The organism is Methylococcus geothermalis, assembly GCF_012769535.1.
GTDB classification, from domain to species: Bacteria; Pseudomonadota; Gammaproteobacteria; order Methylococcales; family Methylococcaceae; genus Methylococcus; species Methylococcus geothermalis.
Genome location: NZ_CP046565.1, coordinates 2,120,596 through 2,141,313, shown reverse-complemented (window position 1 = coordinate 2,141,313; position 20,718 = coordinate 2,120,596). Strand labels below are relative to the sequence as shown.

At 57.9% G+C, this 20,718-nt stretch carries 15 protein-coding genes; 3 read left to right on the top strand and 12 right to left on the bottom strand.

The window, feature by feature from the left end; all coding sequences use genetic code 11:
• Positions 1 to 81: 81 nt before the first annotated feature.
• Genes GNH96_RS10045 through GNH96_RS10035 form a run of 3 tightly spaced genes read left to right on the top strand, consistent with a single transcriptional unit; the run spans position 82 to position 5,787 of the window.
• Entirely contained in the window at positions 82 to 1,170 is a 1,089-nt protein-coding gene (locus GNH96_RS10045) for an efflux RND transporter periplasmic adaptor subunit (RefSeq protein WP_169603545.1), read from the top strand.
• A gap of 20 nt (positions 1,171 to 1,190) precedes the next feature.
• Positions 1,191 to 4,367, top strand: a complete 3,177-nt coding sequence (locus GNH96_RS10040) for an efflux RND transporter permease subunit (RefSeq protein ID WP_169603544.1) — start codon at positions 1,191 to 1,193, stop codon at positions 4,365 to 4,367.
• 25 nt (positions 4,368 to 4,392) lie between these two features.
• The gene (locus GNH96_RS10035; RefSeq protein WP_228719806.1) at positions 4,393 to 5,787 is read left to right on the top strand and encodes a TolC family protein; all 1,395 of its coding nucleotides are present in this window, start codon (positions 4,393 to 4,395) and stop codon (positions 5,785 to 5,787) included.
• A gap of 549 nt (positions 5,788 to 6,336) precedes the next feature.
• On the opposite strand, the gene GNH96_RS10030 is transcribed toward GNH96_RS10035, so the two are convergent.
• The 12 genes from GNH96_RS10030 to GNH96_RS09975 all read right to left on the bottom strand — a co-directional run bounded on the left by GNH96_RS10030 (position 6,337) and on the right by GNH96_RS09975 (position 20,685).
• On the bottom strand, positions 6,337 to 7,110 hold the full coding sequence (locus GNH96_RS10030) for a hypothetical protein (protein WP_228719805.1): 774 nt from the start codon (positions 7,108 to 7,110) through the stop codon (positions 6,337 to 6,339).
• 24 nt (positions 7,111 to 7,134) lie between these two features.
• Positions 7,135 to 8,913: a putative porin gene (locus tag GNH96_RS10025; protein ID WP_169603542.1), complete on the bottom strand. Its 1,779-nt coding sequence runs from the start codon at positions 8,911 to 8,913 to the stop codon at positions 7,135 to 7,137.
• A gap of 59 nt (positions 8,914 to 8,972) precedes the next feature.
• Positions 8,973 to 9,635 (bottom strand): TonB family protein, encoded by a 663-nt coding sequence (locus tag GNH96_RS10020; RefSeq protein WP_169603541.1) that lies wholly within the window; start codon positions 9,633 to 9,635, stop codon positions 8,973 to 8,975.
• An 11-nt stretch (positions 9,636 to 9,646) separates the two neighbouring features.
• Positions 9,647 to 10,051, bottom strand: a complete 405-nt coding sequence (locus tag GNH96_RS10015) for an ExbD/TolR family protein (protein WP_169603540.1) — start codon at positions 10,049 to 10,051, stop codon at positions 9,647 to 9,649.
• Complete coding sequence (locus tag GNH96_RS10010) at positions 10,048 to 11,871, bottom strand: DUF2341 domain-containing protein (RefSeq protein WP_169603539.1); 1,824 nt, start codon at positions 11,869 to 11,871, stop codon at positions 10,048 to 10,050. Before GNH96_RS10010 ends, GNH96_RS10015 begins: the two co-directional genes overlap by 4 nt.
• Before the next feature lie 617 nt (positions 11,872 to 12,488).
• The gene (locus GNH96_RS10005) at positions 12,489 to 12,839 is read right to left on the bottom strand and encodes a c-type cytochrome (RefSeq protein WP_228719804.1); all 351 of its coding nucleotides are present in this window, start codon (positions 12,837 to 12,839) and stop codon (positions 12,489 to 12,491) included.
• Between the two features lie 419 nt (positions 12,840 to 13,258).
• Positions 13,259 to 13,657, bottom strand: a complete 399-nt coding sequence (locus GNH96_RS10000) for a YkvA family protein (protein WP_169603537.1) — start codon at positions 13,655 to 13,657, stop codon at positions 13,259 to 13,261.
• Between the two features lie 27 nt (positions 13,658 to 13,684).
• Entirely contained in the window at positions 13,685 to 15,307 is a 1,623-nt protein-coding gene (locus GNH96_RS09995; RefSeq protein WP_169603536.1) for an ABC transporter ATP-binding protein, read from the bottom strand.
• Entirely contained in the window at positions 15,304 to 16,146 is an 843-nt protein-coding gene (serB, locus tag GNH96_RS09990) for a phosphoserine phosphatase SerB (protein WP_169603535.1), read from the bottom strand. The genes GNH96_RS09995 and serB overlap by 4 nt, the downstream gene beginning before the upstream one ends.
• Positions 16,147 to 16,157: 11 nt before the next feature.
• Entirely contained in the window at positions 16,158 to 17,546 is a 1,389-nt protein-coding gene (locus GNH96_RS09985; RefSeq protein WP_169603534.1) for an ABC transporter permease, read from the bottom strand.
• Complete coding sequence (locus GNH96_RS09980; protein ID WP_169603533.1) at positions 17,546 to 18,523, bottom strand: ABC transporter permease; 978 nt, start codon at positions 18,521 to 18,523, stop codon at positions 17,546 to 17,548. Before GNH96_RS09980 ends, GNH96_RS09985 begins: the two co-directional genes overlap by 1 nt.
• Positions 18,520 to 20,685, bottom strand: coding sequence for an ABC transporter substrate-binding protein (locus GNH96_RS09975; RefSeq protein ID WP_169603532.1), 2,166 nt, complete (start codon positions 20,683 to 20,685; stop codon positions 18,520 to 18,522). Before GNH96_RS09975 ends, GNH96_RS09980 begins: the two co-directional genes overlap by 4 nt.
• Positions 20,686 to 20,718: the final 33 nt, after the last annotated feature.

Genomic DNA, 20,718 nt, shown 5'->3' with positions numbered 1-20,718 from the left:
AAAAGTCGAGCCATCGTGACACACCCTCTATGCGATATGGACGACTAACATGATTTAATAATGACGAACGCGCATTCAAAAATGATCGCCAAGGCTCATGTATATCTCTATCTCATATCCATATTGATGTATGGCTGTCAGCAGTCTGAGAGCGACGTGCACTATGACAATCCGAGATACGAAGCAACCACTCCATTTCGCAAAGAAATTTCAATCAGAAAGGAATATGTATGTCAGATTCGTGCGTTCAGACATATTGAGGTACGCGCCATGGAGAAAGGGTATTTGCAGAATATATATGTTGACGAAGGGCAGATGGTGCATCAGGGCCAACTAATGTTCAAAATCATGCCGAACATATATCAGGCGGAGCTTATGAGAGCACAGGCAGAAGCCAATGTAATGAATATCGAATACACGAATACGAAGGGTTTGGCTGACCAGAATATCGTTTCCCAGAATGAGCTCGCTTTGGCTAAGGCAAAATTAGATAAGGCCAATGCCGAGGTGAAGCTGGCGGAAACCCATCTCAGCTTCACGGTTATAAAAGCGCCATTCGACGGGATCATGGATCATCTCTTGGTCAGAACTGGCAGTCTTTTAGATGAGGGGACACTATTAACTACGCTTTCCGACATCAGCAAACTATGGGTTTATTTCAACGTACCAGAATCCGAATATCTTGAGTACAAGATGAAAAAGAATGATGATCAGACTTACTCAAAAGTACGACTGAAGATGGCAAATGGTGCTATATTCGATCAGGAAGGTACGATTGAAACGATCGAAGCCGATTTCGACAATACTGCAGGCAATATCGAATTCAGGGCAACATTTCCAAATCCGGACGGTCTCCTTCGGCATGGACAGACCGGAACCATCATCATGAGAAAACCTTATAAAAACGCTCTTATCATCCCTCAAAAGGCCACGTTCGAAGTCTTGGACAAGACGTTTGTCTACATAATTGATAAAGACGGCAACCTTGAGCAGAGACTCATCAAAGTGGACGCTGAGATACCCTATTTCTTTCTCGTAAAGGAAGGCGTCGATGATGACGACAAGATATTGATCGAAGGTATGCGAAAAGTGCACCCAGGCGATCATGTAGACGTCACTATGATTCCCAAAGAGAAGCTACAGTCCAATCTGCAGCTGCATGCCGAATAATCAGGCGAATTAAGTCAAATATGTTTGGCATTTTTATTAATAGACCAGTGATGGCAATCTCGCTATCGCTTTTGATTGTCTTCATGGGGTTCTTGTCGATCAAATCATTGCCGGTATCGCAGTTTCCAGATATTGCGCCTCCACGTGTCACCGTTTCTCTTTCATTCCCTGGAGCCAGTGCAGATGTGTTGGTGCAGTCGTCCATCATCACCATCGAGCGCGCAATCAATGGCGTACCCGGAATGAAATACATGGTCTCCGCCTCGACGAGCGCCGGGGAAGCTACGATCCAGATTTTATTCGATCTGGGAGTCGATCCTCTGCAAGCCATGATCGACGTCAAGACACGGCTAGATACAACCATGAGCCGTCTTCCACAGCTGGTTACGCTCGAAGGTGTGTGGGTGCAGCGTGTGCAGCCTAGTATGCTCATGTATATCAATCTCTTTAGCAGGAATAAGGACGCCGATCAAAAATTCTTATTCAATTATGCATTTGTCAATGTCATTCCTGAAATCCAACGGGTAAATGGGATTGCGCAGGCGAGGATATTGGGCAGCCGTCAGTATGCCATGCGAGTATGGCTCAATCCAGAACGGATGAGAGCCTATAAGGTATCAACCGAAGAGGTAATGAAGGCAATCGGCGAACAGAGTATTATAGGCCGCCCTGGTAGGTTGGGGCAGAGCACCGGAATTAGTGCGCAGTCAAAGGAATATGTCTTGGTATATCAAGGGAGATACAATAAGCCTGAACAGTATGAAGAAATCATTATACGTGCTAATTCTGAAGGTGAAATCCTGCGTCTTAAGGATATTGCGACCGTTGATCTGAATAGCGAGTTTTACAATATCTACTCGGACAAGGACGGACTCCCTTCTGCGTCGATCGTGCTCAACCAAAATTACGGTACCAATGCGAGCAAGGTGATCGAGGATGTAAAGGAGAAGTTGAAAGAGTTGAGGAGCTCTTTTCCAGAGGGTATGGATTACGAAATAAATTACGACGTGTCCAGATTTCTAGATGCATCCATCCACAAGGTTCTTCATACATTGATGGAAGCGTTCATACTGGTTGCACTGGTTACGTTCATTTTCCTGGGAGACTGGCGCTCCACATTGATTCCAATCCTCTCTATTCCCGTTTCCTTGATTGGTACGTTCGCTGTCATGCAGGCTTTCGGACTATCAATCAATCTGATCACGTTATTTGCCTTGGTACTCGCCATCGGTATTGTCGTCGACGACGCCATCGTGGTGGTAGAAGCCGTGCACGCCAAGATGGAAGCGGAGCATCTCTCTCCGTATGAGGCATCCAAAAGGGTGTTGAGTGAGATTGGGGGTGCCATTATTGCAATCACGCTGATTATGATTTCGGTTTTCGTACCGATTTCGTTCATGAGTGGCCCTGTTGGGGTGTTTTATCGGCAATTCGGCATCACGATGGCGTCCTCTATCCTAATTTCTGCCCTCGTCGCGTTGTCGCTTGCTCCAGTGCTTTGCGCAATGATACTGAAAAATATGCATGGACAGCAGAAAAGGAAATCCCCTATCAGCATCTTCATCGACGCGTTCAATTATTACTTCGAGAAGGTGACAGGACGATACGTCAAGATTCTGGATATGGTCGTTACTCGACGAATCGTAACTATTCTGGCTTTTTTTGCTTTCTCTTTCGGAATCTATGGCGTCAACTTAACCTTGCCGGCGGGTTTTATTCCAGGTGAAGATCAAGGGATGATATACGCGATCATTCAAACTCCGCCTGGATCGACGATTGAAACCACTAACAAAGTAGCTCGGGAACTTGAGGAAATAGCTAAGGGTATAGATGGCGTGCAATCCGTTTCATCCCTTGCTGGCTACGAGGTTCTCACCGAAGGTCGTGGTTCAAATGCGGGCACTTGTATCATCAACCTGAGAGATTGGTCTGAACGCAAGAACTCGGTACAAGATGTGATCAAAGAACTTGAGGAAAAATCTAAAGATTTTGGAGCGATCATCGAGTTCTTCGAGCCACCTGCCGTGCCCGGTTATGGGGCCGCCTCAGGTTTGGCCTTGCGTCTGCTCGACAAATCAGAGAATATCGACTATCAACAATTCGACAAAATCACTCAGGATTTCCTCTCGGAATTGAGAAAACGCAAGGAGTTAACCGGCCTTTTCACTTTCTACGCAGCCAATTTCCCGCAGTATGAGCTTGTGATCGACAATAAGCTCGCCATGCAGAAGCATGTCTCTATTTCCAAGGCCATGGAAAACTTGGATATCATGATCGGAAGTACCTATGAGCAGGGCTTTATCCGTTTCAATAACTTTTTCAAAGTCTATGCACAGGCTCTCCCGGAATACCGGAGGTATCCATCAGATATTTTGAATTATTTTGTCAAAAATGATGAAGGGGAAATGGTGCCTTATTCATCATTCATGACCATGAAAAAGACGCAAGGCCCGAATGAAATAACCCGATACAACCTTTACAACTCTGCTGTCATACGAGCGGTGCCGGCCGCTGGATATACATCAGGCGATGCTATCGAGGCGGTCAAGAACGTTGCGGCAGCCACACTACCACGTGGTTATGACATTGCCTGGGAGGGTTTATCGTTCGACGAAGCCGCCCGCGGTAACGAAGCAATCATTGTGTTTATCGTCGTCATCGTATTCGTCTATCTTGTTCTGGCAGGCCAGTACGAAAGCTTTCTCTTACCCATGGCAGTGTTATGTTCCTTGCCGGCAGGTATCTTTGGCTCCTATTTTTTATTGAAGATACTTGGACTCGCCAACGATGTCTATTCGCAAATTGCGTTGATAATGTTGATTGGCTTGTTAGGAAAAAACGCCGTGCTCATCGTCGAATTCGCTGTTCAACGGCATAGCCAAGGATTATCCGTCAAGGAGGCCGCAATCGAAGGAGCAAAGGCGCGCTTCCGCCCCATCCTCATGACTTCGTTCGCCTTCATAGCAGGATTGATACCCTTGGTCATGGCGACGGGCGCGGGCGCGGTGGGTAACCGCACCATTGGTACGGCTTCGATGGGGGGGATGCTCTTCGGGACTATGATAGGGGTTGTCCTCATCCCGGGACTTTATTACTTATTCGGTAAAATCATCGATGGTAAATCACTGGTCAAGAACGAGGGCAGCGAGCCTTTAACTGAAACCTATCGCTATACCAGGGATAACCTTAATGACTAGGGTTATACGTCGATTCTCAATCATCATGGCACTGTTGACGTTGCAAGCCTGTGGCATTCCTGATATGACAACCCGGACGGCAGATATCCATCTGCCGAATCAATTCGGGCTCGAACGTGCCGGAAAAGCAAACTCGTCAAATATCAAGTGGAAAGATTTCTTTGAGGATCAAAACCTGTTAAATCTGTTGGAGGTCGCTATCGCCAACAATAAGGAAATCAATATCATGATGCAGCGGATCAGTGTCGCCGAAAATGAGATACAGGCGCGGCGAGGCGCGTACATGCCATTTGTTAGAACCGGCGCAGCGGCAGGAGGAGAAAAGCCTGGCGAATATACCTTCAACGGTGCGGTTGAACGTAATCTTCCTCTTGCAGGGAATCCTTTTCCAACTTTTGTAGGCAACTATCAGTTTGGTCTGACATCAACCTGGGAGATCGACATCTGGAGAAAGCTTAGGAACGCGACCGAGGTGGCCATGCTGGAGTATATGGCTACGATGGAAGGGAGGAATTTCCTGATAACGAACCTCGTAGCAGAAGTTGCGAAGTCCTACTATGAACTGGTTACTTTGGATAATCAGCTGGAAAATCTCGAACAGAACATTGCGATCCAGCAGAATGCATTACAGATCGTCAAGGAACTTCAAAAATTTGCAAGAGCAGACACTCTCGCTATCAAGCGGTATGAGGCGGAAGTGGCCAAAAACCAAAGTAAAAAATATGATATCAAGCAGGAGATCACCATTGTAGAAAATCGGATCAATTACTTATTAGGTCGCACCCCTGAGCCGGTCAAGCGGACGTCCTCCGGTTTCCTGGAGTTCAGTCCAAAGATGCTCAATACCGGTATACCATCACAACTGCTCGAGAACAGACCCGACATCAAAAAGGCAGAACTGGAATTGGCTGCAGCCCGGCTGAATATCGAAGTGGCCAGAGCGGAGTTCTTCCCCTCCTTCGGCATTAGGGCCGGGGTTGGATTTGATGCATTTGCAATGAAATATCTCATCAATACGCCGGAATCATTGGCGGCCTATGTCGCAGGTGAGTTGGTCGCTCCTCTGGTAAACAAAAATGCCATCATCGCTGCTTATAAAACTGCAAACGTCAAACAGGTCCAGGCCGCCTTCGAATACGAAAAAACCATAATCAGCGCCTATGTTGAGGTGTTGAATCAGATGGCCAATATAGAAAACATGCAGAAAAGCTTTGCGATAAAAACTAATCAGGTGGATTACCTAAACAAATCAATTGATATATCCATTCAACTCTTTAAATCCGCACGGACGCATTATCTCGATGTGTTGACGACGCAACGGGATGCCCTAGATGCCAAGCGGGAGTTGATCGAAACAAAGCAAAAACAAGTGTTTGCAATGATCGACCTTTACAAGTCTCTGGGCGGAGGATGGCGATGAATTCTCCCTGAATCCGTCTGACCGGAATGCACGGCCAAGAGGGATTCCGGCGGAGGATATTCAGCCAGGTGGGACGGTGTGCAGCCGGGTTTGAAGTTGTACGAAAACATCGACAAGCGCTACCACGCCTGAAGTCGAGCACGAGTTTTCGGGCATAGGCCACGAAATTCGCCACCCGGTACATGATTTCCTGCCTTTCTGCATCCATTCACTCACAGGCAGCACCGTCTTGATCCAACGGCGTTTGACCGGATGGCGGATCGGTGCAATCTCGCCATTCAGCCCCCATTGCCCTACAAGGCGCAGGCTGTGGTAGGCCACAAGGCCGCCAGATTGTACAGATGCTGCAAGACCAGCATCTTGAACTTGAGCATCACACCAATGGGCTTCGCCTCCGCCGCGCTCTTGCGACCCTTTTTAGCGTAAAAGAAACGACGTTAGCTACGGCGTCAGACCGCCAAAAAACCATCACGGCCTCTACTCGCTCCACCCACTTAGTCTCTTTCATTTTCAGGGGTGGTGCCAACCACAATGATCGTTAACGAGATTCTATTCCCCATCTTCGTCTTCTTCTTCTTCCTTCGCCGGCGGTGCATCGGATACGCCTCTCGCAGGAGCTGCCGAATCTTGAGGCGGCGCCTCCTTCCAGGGCGTGACTTCCAGGTCTTCGATCTTGTAGCGGAACTCTTGTACCGCGTTTTCCTTGTCGACCGCGGCGATGCCGGTGAACGGCTCGGATTCCGCCAGTTTGTCCAGCAAGCTGCTGTTGCCGAATTTCTTCAGGACTTCCTGGTTCACCCGCACCAGGTCGCGGTTCTTGGCAGCGCAACTTTCGATCCAGCGCGTCCGCTCCTTGACCGCATCGACCAGAAGCTGGTTGTCCCTCCGGTAGCGTTCAAGCTCGGCCAAGGCTTTCTTGTGCAGCTCGGATACCGCACGCAGCCGCGAAGTCTGCCCGCCGAGCTGCTGTTCCAGGCTCTGCCGGGCGGCGGTGATCTGCTTCAGTTCCCCCTGCAGGGGTTCAAGCTTCGCGGCCCTGGCCTCGAGCGCCTTGAGCGCGGCGGCCTGGTCGGCGAGCTGCTTTTCGAGCGCGACGTTCCTGGCCTCCAGCTCGATTTTCTCCTGGCTGAGCTGCCGCAGCATGCCCTGGGCCTTGCGCAGGGTCTGGACGACACCCTCGTCGCCCTTCGGCTTCTCGGCGAAAACCGATGCACTCCAGACCAGCGAACACAAGCCGAGCGCTACGGCGGGCGCCAGGCGTGAGGGAAGCGGCAGCAGGATCGAATCCCTGCTTCTTTTCTCGGTGTCCTTGGCGGACGGCATAACTACTTTCCTCACACGTCAGGACTAGAAACGAGCATTCAGGTCAATCAGCAAAGTGTTCACGTTATAGGTTGGACCGGAGATCACCGAACTGGACAGCCAATTCAGGCCGAGCCAAGTGTTGTTGGCGATGGCATAGTTGCCAGCCAATTCCCAGCCTTTCGCATTGGTGCCGCCATAGGCGTGGAAATTGGAATCGGTGAAGGCATCCAGCACCGAGTCCGCTTCCAGGTACTTGTAGGCCAGCCAGACGTTCCAGTCTCCGAAGCGCTGGATGTTCGGTTCGCCGACCTCGAAACGGGCTTCGAAGGCGTTGGTTCGAGGCTGTAAATCCTCGCCCAGCGTGTTGTAGATTTGTTGCTGATCGAAACCGAAATTGTGCGAATAGCTTCCAATCAACATCACGTGCTGCGGATAGAAACCCGTATAGTCGTAAGTCGCCGTGACATCGAAAATTTCGAATTTCGAAGCAAGACCGACCAGGCGCGGCTCGGTCGAAGAATTGAGATCATTGCTGATCCGTGCCAGGCTGTTGCCCTGTGTAAAGAACTGGGGCGCCGTCCAGTCATACTTCGTGCTGCCGAGGGGATCGCGCCTTGCCTGGGTATTGTTATAGTCGTAATAGGCCACACCGATCTTGAAACGGTTGTTGCGGTTGAACAGATAATCCATACCGCCCTGCGCCGCCCACAGGTATTTACTGGCACCAAACAATGTATCCTGTTCCAAGGGGAAGGCTCCCAAGGTCAGATAGGCCTCGTTCGGCTTCGTATAACCCCAGTTGAACTGCTGACGTCCCGCCGTGCTGACCACATGGTAGGCGATGACTTCCGCGTTGTAGTCATGCCCGAACGGAAAGCGGAAGGTGCCTGAAAATCCCTCAAAATTGAGATCAGGATCGAAGGTGTTGTCGGTGCTGAACCACGGATTCGCCATCCGCCCGGCCCACAATGTAACCCAATCCTGGCCTTTGTCGTCCAGATAGTCGTACTGGAGGAATGCCCGATCGAGCTGTACTTGATATCCGGTACCATACTGTCCCATGACCTGGTTCGTTGAAATAGGACTGTACTGGTTGCTCGTGGTCAACCTGATCTGGGCTTGCAATTCGTCGGTAATTTTTGCCTCCAAACCCAGCCGCATCCGCAGCTTCCAAAGATTGAAATCGTTCGTCGTATTTCGGTAAGGATCACCGAGTTGTGTAATACCTCCAGCCGCGTTGATTGCCGGCCAATTGAAATAGGTGTTGGGACGGTTACTGCTGCCGAAAAACTGGTTTTCGGAGCGAACCATAAAGTCCCCAAACAACTTGAAACGGTTGACCCAGTCCGGCAAGGCCGCCGGAACGCCCCACTTCTCCTGCTTGGCGTTCGCCTTGACCTCCTTGACCACCTCATCCTTGAGTTCCTTGCGCACCTCGGCGCGAATCTCATCCTTCACGAAGTCCGGTACATAGGTGACCCGCACGGTACCCGGCTCGCCCTTGCTCTTTTCGGCCTTGCCCGAGGCGCCGTCCTTCCCTTCCGGTCTCGCACCTCCGCCTACCGATGCCGATTGCTCGGCTTCCCGCCGCGCCTCGGCCTTGGCTTCGGCCGCCGCCTTCTGCTCGGCCTGCCGGATCATCTGGTCCGCCTTGCCCTTGTCCAGGATGCCTTGCTGGACCAGCAGCTCGATCAGGTTCAGCGTGGTGTTGCGCAGCGTGAGCAGTTCCTCCTTCTCGTTCTTCTCGCCGCCGTAAGCGGCAGGCGACCCCGCCAGCGCGCAGGAAACGAGCAGCGCAAGGGATTTGTGTTCGCTTTTCATAATGTCCCGTTTGTTTGCCTCGCCGCATCCAAGGTGCGGTAGTTTTCAATAGGTGCCTGTTAACCTTCGGACTGAACCCTGATCTTGACCGGTTGCGGCATGCGCTCCGGGGGCGGATCGAGCTGTCCGTGCATCGTTGCCAGCGCAGCCTTGAGCGCTTCGTCGATCTCTTCGATGCCACTCGACTTCCCCAGCTCGACCCGGCTGATGGTGCCCTGGGGGCTGATCCAGATGTGGAGCACGGCTTGGTACCGGCTGTTGCGTGCCCGGTCCTTGAGCTTTCTCTGCAGCTCGCCGGAGACGGTCCGCTGCAACTGCTGGCCGTACCAGATGATGGCGTTGCCGCCCCCGCCCCCGATCAGGCCATGCCCGCCTTTCTTGCCGACCAGCCCGAAACCGTCGCTTCCGGCGCCGCCTTCGGCATCCACGCCGAGATCCTCACCCGGCGGCGGCTCCTCGGCCTGCTCGGGTTCCGGCTCCGGCTCGGGTTCCGGCTCCTCCATCTTTTCCTCCTTGACCTCGGGCTCGGGCGGCTTTTCCTGCGGAGGCGGGGGCGGCGGCGGAGGCGGCGGCTGAACCACGGTGATCTGCTGGATTTGCTTCTTGGTCTGCGCCGGCTTGTCGAACAGATCCCTCGCCAGATAGACGCCGAGAGCTACCAGCAGGATCAGAACCACACCGACGGCGACGGGCAGATATCGGCGCATCAGCTTGATGTTCATGGAACGCGCCGCTACTTCACCAGTTTCTGCGTCACCAGACCCAGCTGGCTGATTTCGAGCCGGGTGACGATATCCAGCACTTCGACGACCTTCTGGTACTGGATCGAGGCGTCTGCCTTGAGCACCACGGGCAGGTCCGGCGTCGCCGCCTTGTACTGGGCCAGGCGGGTTTCCAGTTCCTCGAGCGACACCGGATAGGTGTCCAGGTAGATGGTGCCGTCCTGGGTGATGGAAATCGCCTTGGTCTTGGGCTTGGACAGGCTGGGTGTGCTGCTGGCCTTGGGCAGGTTCACCGTGATGCCCTGCACCGTCGCCGTGGTCATGATGATGAAGATCAGGAGCAGCACATACGCCACGTCCAGCATGGGCGTGATGTTGATGTCGTCGTAGACCTTTTCTTCGGATTCGACCTTCATGACGATGCCTCCCTGTAACGGTCGGCCACGCGCTCGGACAGCATGGCGAGGAACTCGTCCGAGAACACCCGCATGTCGGCGATGATGTCCTTGATCTGGGTCAGCAGATAGTTGTAGGCGAACAGGGAGGGAATCGCGACCGCAAGCCCTGCCACCGTCGCCAGCAGCGCGGCCGCGATGCCGGGGGCGATGGAGTTGATGTTCACGTCGCCGGTGGCGGCGATGACCGCGAAGGTGATCATCACGCCCACCACGGTGCCGAGCAGGCCGAGGAACGGCCCGCCGGCGATGGCGATGGTCAGGAGCACCATCTTGCTGTTGAGGCGCTGGCTTTCGCGGACCACGATGGAATCCAGCTTGACCCGCACGACATGAAGGGCTTCCGGGGTCAGTGGCCTGGAGGAGGAACCCAGGCGTTTTTTCACCTCGCGGATACCGGCGTGGTAGATGTGATAAAGCGGCGAGCTCTGGTAATGGTCGTGCTTGCCGACCAGGGCCGAAAGGAATTCGGAATCGGCCAATTCCTTTTCGTCCTCGGTTTCCTCACGATCCAGTTGACCGGGATCGGCATCGGGGCTCAAGGCTTCGTACTGGGTCAGGAATGCCTTGTTGTCCTTCTTGATCTTGGAGATCACCACGGCCTTGATGATCATCACCAGCACCGAAACCACGAACATGACGCCGGTCAGGGCGATCACCACCCAGCCGTCCAAGGTCACGTTCTGAATGATGACCACGAAGGAGCTCACCTCGCCCGCGCCGCTCTTGCCTTCGTCCTGGCCGAAACTGACGACGCTGAAATCCTGGCTCTGGCTGCGCGCCGACAGCTTGATCCATTCGGCGCTGCGGGCCGTATTCGAAACCTGGACCTCATCGAGCAGGCCGGTCAGGAACCCGCCGGCCGCAGCACCTCCCAGCACGATCGACGGATTCATGGCCGACGGAACGGCGGCTACCTGGGCGACAGACTCACCATTGAGATAGAGTTCCAGCTTGTCCGGCCGCAACACGAAGGCTACGTGCTGCCAGCGGTCCGGTGCCTGGATCGCCACCGGCGTCGTCTCGGCCGCCTTGCCGGCGGCGACATAACGCGCCACCAGCATCCCGCCGCGCAGCAGCAATTCCATGGCGTGGGACTCGCCTTCGGCCGCACGGAACACATAGCCTTCGGAAGCGCCGGGCTCGATCTTGATCCAGCTCGAAAAGGTCCAGCCTTTCGCCGGTTCCAGTTGCAGCGACGGCGATGGATTGATCTGGATGCCTCCCGTTCCGGCAAACCGGGCGGCAGCCCCTATCCATCCCGCCGGTTCGGGCGCGGCCGCGGACTTGGCCGCATGGTTGCCGTAGGCCGTAACATCCTGGGGCACCGGATTCTTTTCGTCGAAATGGAAGACCAAACTCTGGCTGACGTCGTAGGTTCCTTTCGCATCGCTGCCATCGGGAGCTTCCTCGTTGCCGTAGTACATCCAGAACGACTCGCTGGCCGACTGGCCAGGCACGCTCGGCACCTTGACCCAGATCAGCGCCATTTCGTTGATCGGATCGAGTTTCTCGAGATGGAACTTGAGCGGCGTCTTGTCGTCCGCCATGAAGCGGAGATCTTTCCCACCCTCGGCCAGTTCGCCAAAATAGCTGAAATTGCCCGTATGCAGGCGAATCAGGAGCGGGAAGTCGACCACCAGGTCGCGGGTATCCGCACCGGTGACGCTGGCATCCACGGAAATCTGCTTTCTGGACCGCCAGTCGTCGTTCCACCAGGACAGCGCGATGGCCGGCACCATGACCAGGCATGCCAATACGATCAACCTCGAAGTCTTCATATCTCTCGCCGCGCCGTGTGACGCGTAGTGTTGAATGGGATTGCTTTCATCGTATTACACAAGTGTTACGAACACGTGACGAACTCGACGAAGCGCCGGAACCCGCGATGGGTCGGTCAGACGCTCCTGATGCTGGAACAGGACGAACCTGCTAGCGCTGGCGCGTCGATGTGTTTATTCTAACATAACGAATCAAGCTCGAGCCTATAGACAGCGGACCTTCCGGAGGGGCCGCTGGTCAAGGCATGCCCAGGGGGCAGAAGACTCGATAGGGGAACGCGGAGGGAATTTGATGCGCATGGTCCGCCCTGGCTGTAGTTTCAGAGGGACAGCTGACCGGCGCTGCGGTAGGCGAAAGGTGGACGATGGGGGCAGCAGGAAATATCTATACAGACATAAAGCAAAGCGCCGCAAGGGCCCTTGATGCATGTTTTCGCCCCTACGCCCACGATTTGAGCGGGAAGGTGGCTTGGGGAAAATTCAGGGCGCCTAGGGGATAAGGCTCCCGCCCGTGGGATGCGCAACCTGCGACTCCGTTGCACCCCGCGATGAGCAACGCTGCGGCATAGGCTGCGCGAAACGCCGGACGATGCCGGCGCCGGCGCAGCGAGATACCTTCAAGGTTTCCGGAGTGTCGCGATGTAGGCCGCGATGTTGTCGATGTCGGTGTCACTGAGTTCCGACGCGATCTCCCGCATCGAATCGCTGTCCTTGGAGCGGTGCTCCCAACCGAACGGCTGGATGCGTTCCTCAGAACCGCCGCAAGGAGGGAGCCAGTCGTCCGGGCGGCATCGCTTGTAGGTGTTCAGCACTTTCCTGATGTAAGTCGCATCTTTTCCGGCCAGGCTGGGAACATTGGGGGCGGCGTCCTCCTTCCCCCGTCCGTGGCACTCGACACAACTCTCATATTTCGCCTTGCCGGCTGCGACATCGCCCGCATGGACTGCGCCCGCTGCGAGTGCCAGCACGACCCCGCATCCCAAATCTAAGGACCTTCTCACTGCCAATCTCTCCGTATGGTTAACGCTTGGAATCCAGACAAGTCTTTGAAGCGGCTCCGCGGCACGCGAGGCCAAGCTTCCCCCTTTTCAGGATACAGCACAAGTCCGGGAACTTTGAGCGGGGGATGGTCATAGATGCCGGAGACGCGGCCACTCCATCCTCGGCCCGGTTGCGCGCGCTACTCCTGGAAAGTCAGGAACAGACGAATGAGTGAGTCTCCCCTTCCGCAATGAGGGCAAACCGCCTATCGGGACAGGACAGGCCGTCCCGAAAATGCATCCTGCGGATCTTGCCTCATGTGGCCAGGGTGATCACCCTCCAACTCCTGCTCCCAAATGGCGCAGGATAGGTTGAACAACCTGGTCGGTTTTCCGCCGGAATCATCCTAAAAATCCAAGCGGTTTTTTAACGGCGTCGATACCCAGAACATCCCCAGCACAGCGAGCGCCACCCAGACACCGGCGATCACGCATCCGGCGGTACGGCTCACCGGCCTGCCATTCTCCGCCATCTCCGCCGCCTTGGCCCGGCATTCGGCCAGGACCTCCGCAGGCACCAGCCTGATGGCCAGCAGGATGCCCAAGGGGATGAGCACCAGATCGTCCAGATAGCCGAGGACGGGAACGAAATCCGGAATCAGATCGATCGGGCTGAAGGCATAGGCCACGATGAATGCGACCAGGAGCTTCGCATACCAGGGCGTCGCCGGATGGCGCGATGCTAGGTAGAGCGCGAGGGTTTCCGCCTTGAGTCGGCGGGTCCGGGATCTAAGACCGGTCAACATGGATTCAAGCTTCGAACAGGGGCATAGCTACGAAGCCTTGCGCAGTCCCGGCAATGCCTCGAGCAACGCACGAGTGTAAGGGTGCCCGGGCCGCAGCAGCACCTGTTCGGTAGGTCCCATTTCGACGATCTTGCCGCGGTACATGACGGCGACCCGGTGGGCGATGTCGGCGACCACGCCCAGATCGTGGGTGATGAAGAGGTAGCTGAGCCTCTGCTTTTCCCGGAGTTCTTTGAGCAGGGCCAAAATCTGCACCTGGACCGAGACGTCCAGCGCGCTGGTGGGCTCGTCGCAGATGATGAGGCGCGGCTCGACCGCCAGGGCGCGGGCGATGCAGATGCGCTGGCGCTGACCGCCGGAGAATTCATGGGGATAGCGCAGCCGGCTTTCCGGGTTCAGTCCGACCGACTCCAGCAGGGATTCGACGCGGGCGCGGCGCTGCTTGGCGCTCAGGCCCAGGTTCACCGCCTGCATGCCCTCTTCGATGATGTCGCCCACGATCATGCGGGGATTCATCGCCGCATAAGGGTCCTGGAACACGATCTGCATGGCGCGGCACAGCGCCCGGCGCTGCTCGCCGCGGGCGGCGGTGATGTCGATGCCGTCGAATTCGACCTTCCCGCCGGAGGTCTCGATCAGGTTGAGGATGCCCTTGCCCAGGGTGGTCTTGCCGCAGCCGGATTCGCCGACCAGGGCCAGGGTTTCGCCCGGCTGCAGACTGAAGGACACGCCGTCCACCGCCCGCACCCGGTCGACGACGCGCTGGAACAGGCCCTTGCGGACCGGGTAGTGCACCTTGAAGTCGCTGACCGCCAGCAAGGGATGCCCCCCTTGCGGCACCGGTTCGCGCCCGATGCAATGGCTCAGCTTGGGCAGGGCTTCGAGCAATTGGCGGCTGTAGGGATGCTCGGGCTGTTTGAAGAAATCGTCCCGGCTGGCCTCCTCCACGATCAAGCCGTTGCGCATCACCGCGATGCGGTCGGCCATATCGTGCACGATGCCGAGATCATGGGTGATCAGCCACAGCGCCATGCCGGTTTCCCGCTGCAGGCGCTTGAGCAGTTCGAGGATCTGCGCCTGTACCGTGACGTCCAGTGCCGTGGTCGGCTCGTCGGCGATCAGGAGGTCCGGCTCGCCCGCCAGGGCGATGGCGATCATCACGCGCTGGCGCATGCCGCCGGAAAGCTGGTGCGGATATTCGGCGAAATGCTGTTCGGGCCGGGGCAGACCGACCAGGCCCAGCAATTCGATCACCCGCGCCTTGAGGGCGCCGCCGTTGAACCGTTTGTGCAGCCGCAGCACTTCGCCGACCTGCTGGCCGACGCTCATCACTGGATTGAGGGAGCTCTGAGGGTCCTGGAAGATGGTGCCGATGCGGCGCCCGCGCACCGAATTCATCATCATCTCCGGCAAAGCGAACAAATTGCGGCCTCTGAGGCTGACCTTGCCATCGATGATCCTGCCGTTCTGCGGCAGCAGGCGCAGCACCGAGAGCGCCGTCACCGACTTGCCGGAACCGGATTCGCCGACCAGAGCGAAGGTTTCGCCCCGGTTGATGGCGAAGGACACGCCACCGACGGCCTTGGTCATCTGCCCGCCCTGGACGAAGCCGGCCTTGAGATTCTCGACCTGCAGCAATGGGCCGCTCATCGCGTGTCTTCCAGAAAATCGGCGACGGCCGCCAGGTCGGCGTATTCGATCACCGCGTCCGCGATGGCCCGCAGGACCGGCTTAGGGCGGTATCCCACACCCAATCCCGCCACGCCGAGCAGCTTGGCGTCATTGGCGCCGTCGCCCAGGCCGATGCAGGTTTCCGGCACGAGGCCGAGCCGGCCGCACAAGCTGAGGAGGAAGCCGGCTTTCTCCACCCCGCCGCAGATCGGCCCCTCGATGCGGCCGGTCAAGCGGCCATCCCTGGCTTCCAGCCGGTTGGCGAGGGCGAAATCCAGTCCCAGCTCGTCCTTCAACCGGTCGACGAAGAAATCGAAGCCGCCCGAGACCAGGGCGATGCGGACGCCGCGCCGGCGGCAGGCAGCGACCAGCGCCTCGGCGCCCGGATTCAGCGCCACCTTCTCGTCGTAGACCGCCTCCAGCACCGACACCGGCAAACCTTCCAGCAGGGCAACCCGGCGCTGCAGGGCCTGGGCGAAATCCAGTTCACCGTTCATCGCGGCTTCGGTGATCGCCGCCACCGCCCGGCGCTGACCGGCGCGGTCGGCGATTTCGTCGATGCACTCGATGGCGATCAGGGTGGAATCCATGTCGGTGACCAGCAAGCCGACGGCAGCGCCGTCGAAGCCTGGCGGCAGTGGATTGATGTCCAGCCGGAGCGATGTGCGCAGAGCCTCGATGGCGTCGCGTTCCGCCGGCCGGTCATGGCGCAGCAGCCAGTGGGTATCCCGCGGTTCGAGCCGGCCGGGAATGGCGGCCAGGATTCGCTCGGCCTGCGCATCGGCAAGGCAGGCGCTATGGATCAGGGTTCGGTACACCTAAGACTCCTTCAGTCGGCGCGGCGTGGATCAAAGGCGTCGCGCACTGCGTCGGCGAACAGATTGGCCGCCAGCACCAAGGCGAACATGAAGGCGAAAGCGGCGGTGAGCGACCACCACACGGGCGGCTCGCGGGCCATTTCCAGGCGGGCGCCGTTGATCATATTGCCCCAGGAATCGGTGGTCGGGTCGACGCCGATGTTGACATAGGACAGCACGGCCTCGGCCAGCACCAGCGAGCTGAAATCCAGCGCCACCGAGATCAGCACGATATGAAACACATTGGGCAGGATGTGGCGCAACAGGATCGTCCCCTGCCGCACGCCCAGCGCCCGCGCGGCCTGGACGTATTCCATCTCGCGCAGCTTCAGGGTCTCGGCGCGCAGTAACCGGCACAGCCCGGTCCAGCTCGTGATCCCGAGGATCAGGCAGAGGAACAACAGGCGCAGATCGGCGCGCAGCGCCAAGCTGGCGAAATCGTCCTCGTGCTTGGCCATGTAGACCTGAGTTAGCAGAATCACGGCCGCGATCAGCAGCACGCCGGGAATCGAGTTCAGGGTGGTGTAGACGTACTGGATCACGTCGTCCACCCAGCCTCGGAAATAGCCGGCGAGTATGCCGAGCAGCAGCGACAGCGGCAGGGTCACGAAGGTGGTCAGCGTGCCGATCAAAATGCCGGTGCGGATGCTCTTGAGGCTTTGGTAAAGCACGTCTTCGCCGACTTTATCGGTGCCGAACACATGGTATTTCAGGCTCAGTTCTGCCAGCACACCGCCGCCGACGCACAGCGCGATGACGGTGCCCAGCATGGCGCGCCAGGGAATCTCGCTCTGGCCCGACAGCACTTCGCCGCCGACCAGGGAAAACGGCAGGCCCCGCACACGGGCGATCAAAGCCACTATCCCTAAGCCGAGGATGGTCCCTAAGCCGAAACCGTCGGCCGCGCCCTTGAGGCCGGTCCGCAGCACGTCGCCCAGCCAGCTCCGCGCCGGGTCTTTCAGCTGGGCGCCGCCGTACTTGAGGCGCGGATAGTCCCAGCGGGTACTGCCGTCGGGCAAGCGGAGGTTTTCCCTGGCATAGCCATGTACGGCAAGGGGCGCCGAATAGGTCTTCTCCACCCGTGTCCGCAGCGGCGTCAAACACCAGTCCAGCGCGCTGACCGGTTCGGTCTTGAAACGAGCCCCGCCCTCCCCGTCTCGCGGCAGGAAATGGATCGAATCGAGCACTGCGATCAGCAGGTATACCACCAGGATCACCGCCGAGATCATCGCGCTGCGGCTCCGGGCAACCTTGCGCCAAGGCCGGCGCAGATGTTCGTGCCTGCGGGTCTGCCAGATCAACCCGCCCAACATGGCGAGCAGCAGCAGAAATAAAGCGTCGGTCCAGAACAGGGTCAGCATCAGTTGAGGCGCACGCGCGGATCGGCCAGGGTGTAGGAAATGTCGGTCAACACCAGCCCCAGGATGTACAGCGCCGAGCCCAGGAACACCATGGCGCGGACGATGGCGAAATCCTGCTGGGCGATGGCGTCGATGGTGTAGCTGCCCAGGCCCGGAATGGCGAAGAACGATTCGGTGATGAGGCTGCCGATGAACAGCGAAGGCAAGATGACCACGACGCCGGTGAGGATCGGTATCAGCGCATTGCGCAGCACATGGGTGAACAGCACCCGGGTTTCCGAGAGTCCCTTGGCGCGGGCGGTACGGACGTAGTCGCGCTCGACTTCTTCCAGGAACAGCGTCCTGTACCAGCGCACGCCGGAACCGGTGCCCGCCACCACGCTGATGACCACCGGCAGGATCAGGAATTTCACGGCGTTCCAGCCGCCGTCGTAGCCGGAAATCGGCACCAGCAGCAAGAGCTTCCCCAAAAGGTACTGACCGCCGATGATGTAGAACAGCGAGGAGATCGACAGCATCGCCACGCAGGCCGCGACGCCCCAGAATTCCAGGTAGGTCAGCCGAAAGAAGACCAGCCCGACCGCCAGGGTGATGTGGACCAGGAGCCCGAAGATCAGGGCGGGTACGGCGAAGGCCAGCGAAGGCCAAGCCCGCTGGGCGATGTCCGCGCCGATGTCGCGCCCGCTGTCGGAGCGGCCGAAGCGGAACAGGAACAGCCCCACCGATTTCTGGTAGAAGATGGTCTCGGTCAGTTTACCGACCCCTTCGGCCTCGCCGTTCCAGAGCTGCGGCAGATCGTAGCCCCGCTCGTGCTTCCACAGATCGATCGCCTCCTGGGTCACGTGCTTCTGGCCCAGATGCATGCGGGCCATGTCGTCGGGACTGTTGACCACGAAGAACAGCACGAAGGTGAGGACATTCACCCCGAGCAGCAAGGGCAGCGCGTACAGCGCCCGCCGGATCAGATAGGCCGTCATCGCGCGGCAGCCCTCTGCCGCTGCCGGTAGTGCCGGTAAGCCGGGACGACTGCCGCGAGCAGCAGCGCGAAGCCCGCCAGCAGCGGCCACCACACCGGCCGGTTCCACGCGGCGCGCCGGGCCGCGCGCTGTCGGGCATCGATCTTCATGTACTTGAGCTTGTTGTTGGCCATCAGATGGGGCTTGAGATTGCCGTACCAGGCGTGATGCAGCGAGAAACTCTTGGGATGCAGCCCGAAGATCCAGGGCGCATCGTGCCGGACCTTCTCCTGCAGGGCCTCGATCAGCCTCAAGCGCTCGGGGCCGTCGTCCAGATTCCGCATCCGCTCGAACAAGCGGTCGAATTCCTCGCTGACATAGTTCGAGGCATTTTCGCCGCCGTTCGGCACCTTGGCATTGCGCCCGTACAGCAGGAAGAAGAAATTCTCCGGATCCGGATAATCGGCATTCCAGCCCCATTGGTAGATCTGGGCATTGCCCGCCGCCATCTTCTGCTGGAACTGGTTGTAATCGGTGGCCCGGAACACCAGCTGCACACCGAGCTTTTCCAGTTGCTTGCGATACCAGGCGAGCAGCGGCTTGTCGTCGGCCCCGTGGGTGGAAAGATCGAGATAGAGCACCAAAGGCTTGCCGGTCGCGGCGTCGACGCCGTTGGGATAGCCGGCCTCGGCCAGCAAGCGGCGGGCGGTCTCGATGCTCTTCCTCCGCGGAACCCCGTCCACCCAGTCGTAGACGTAAGGGTTGATACCCTTCTCGCCCTCCTGGTAGCCGTAGATGCCCGGCGGCAGCACGCCCTGCGCCGCCACGCCGCGCCCGTTCATGAAGATCGAGATGAATTCCTCGTAGTCCATGGCGATGCTGAGCGCTTGGCGCAGCTTGCAGTGCGCCTCGTCCAGCCCGCCGACCACCGGGTCGCGCAGGTTGAAGCCCAGATAGTAATCGGAGGCCGCCACGGACGTTTCCAGCCGGATGCCCTTCTCCAGCATTTCCGGCGTCAGCTCCGGGCTGCCTGAGCTGCCGAATTGCACCGCCTGGTCGAAGTTGTCCGAGGCGATGCCGGAATAGTCGTAATAACCCTGCAGGAACTTGTTCCAATAGGGGATCGTTTCCTTCTCCAGATTCATCACCACCCGGTCTACCAGGGGCAAAAGCCTGCCCGCATCGGCCAGCAGTCCGTTCGGTCCGTCCTCGGGATCGCCTTCCGCCGGATAGCGGTCCTCATGGAAGTAAGGATTGCGCTCCAGCACCATCCGGCGGTTGGGGTTGTTCTCCGCCAGCAGGTAGGGACCCGAGCCCACCGGATACCAGTCCAGGGTGATGTTCTTCTCGATCAGCCCCGGCTGGGCATAGAAGGCGTCGGCTTCCCAGGGCATCGGGGCGAAGAAGGTCATCGCCAGCCAGAAGCGGAACTGCGGATATTTGCCGTACAGCCGGATCACCAGGCGATGGCTGTCAGGGACCTGGACGCCCTCCACGGCGTAGGGCCGCAGATCGAAGAAGCGGCCCTTGGGAGCTGCGAAATAGTCCCGCTCCAGGGCATCGCCCAGCGCTTTGAAGCCGACGATATGCTCCTTCATCAGCTCGGCGATCGGCGAATGCAGCGCCGGATGCAGCAGGCGCTTGATCTGGTAGGCATAGTCCTCCGCCGTCAGCTCGCGCGTACCGGTTTCGCGGAAATCCGCCAGGGTGCGGATGCCGGCGAACTGCTCGGGCCTCAGATGATGATAGAGGTATTCACCCCCGGCGCCGCGGGCGAACGCCGGATGCGGCTGGAAACGGATGCCCGGCTTGAGGCGGAAATCGTACTCACTGTAGGCGATCGCCGAATCCGGCGCCCCGGCCGGCAGCACCTTTCCGCTGGCATCGAGATAGCGGATCTCCGGCAGCGCCTCGGCGGTCGCTGGCTCCAGGACATAAGGGCGCTTGAGGTAGTGGTACTGCAGCAGCGGCTCGTAGATCTGGCCGATGATGAGACTTTCGTCGGAGCTGTAAGCGCGCGCGGGGTCGAGGTGCTTCGGGCGTTCGGAAAACGAGGAATACAGGATGTTGCGCTCGGCATCGGCCGCCGGGTAGGGACTGTTGAGCGGCCCCTCGCAGCCCGCCAGCGCGAGGGCAGCGGCCAGCATCAGGCCAAACCCGAGTTCGTTCGATCCGGTACTCACTAATCCGAGCCCATTAAAAAGGTGCGCAATTAT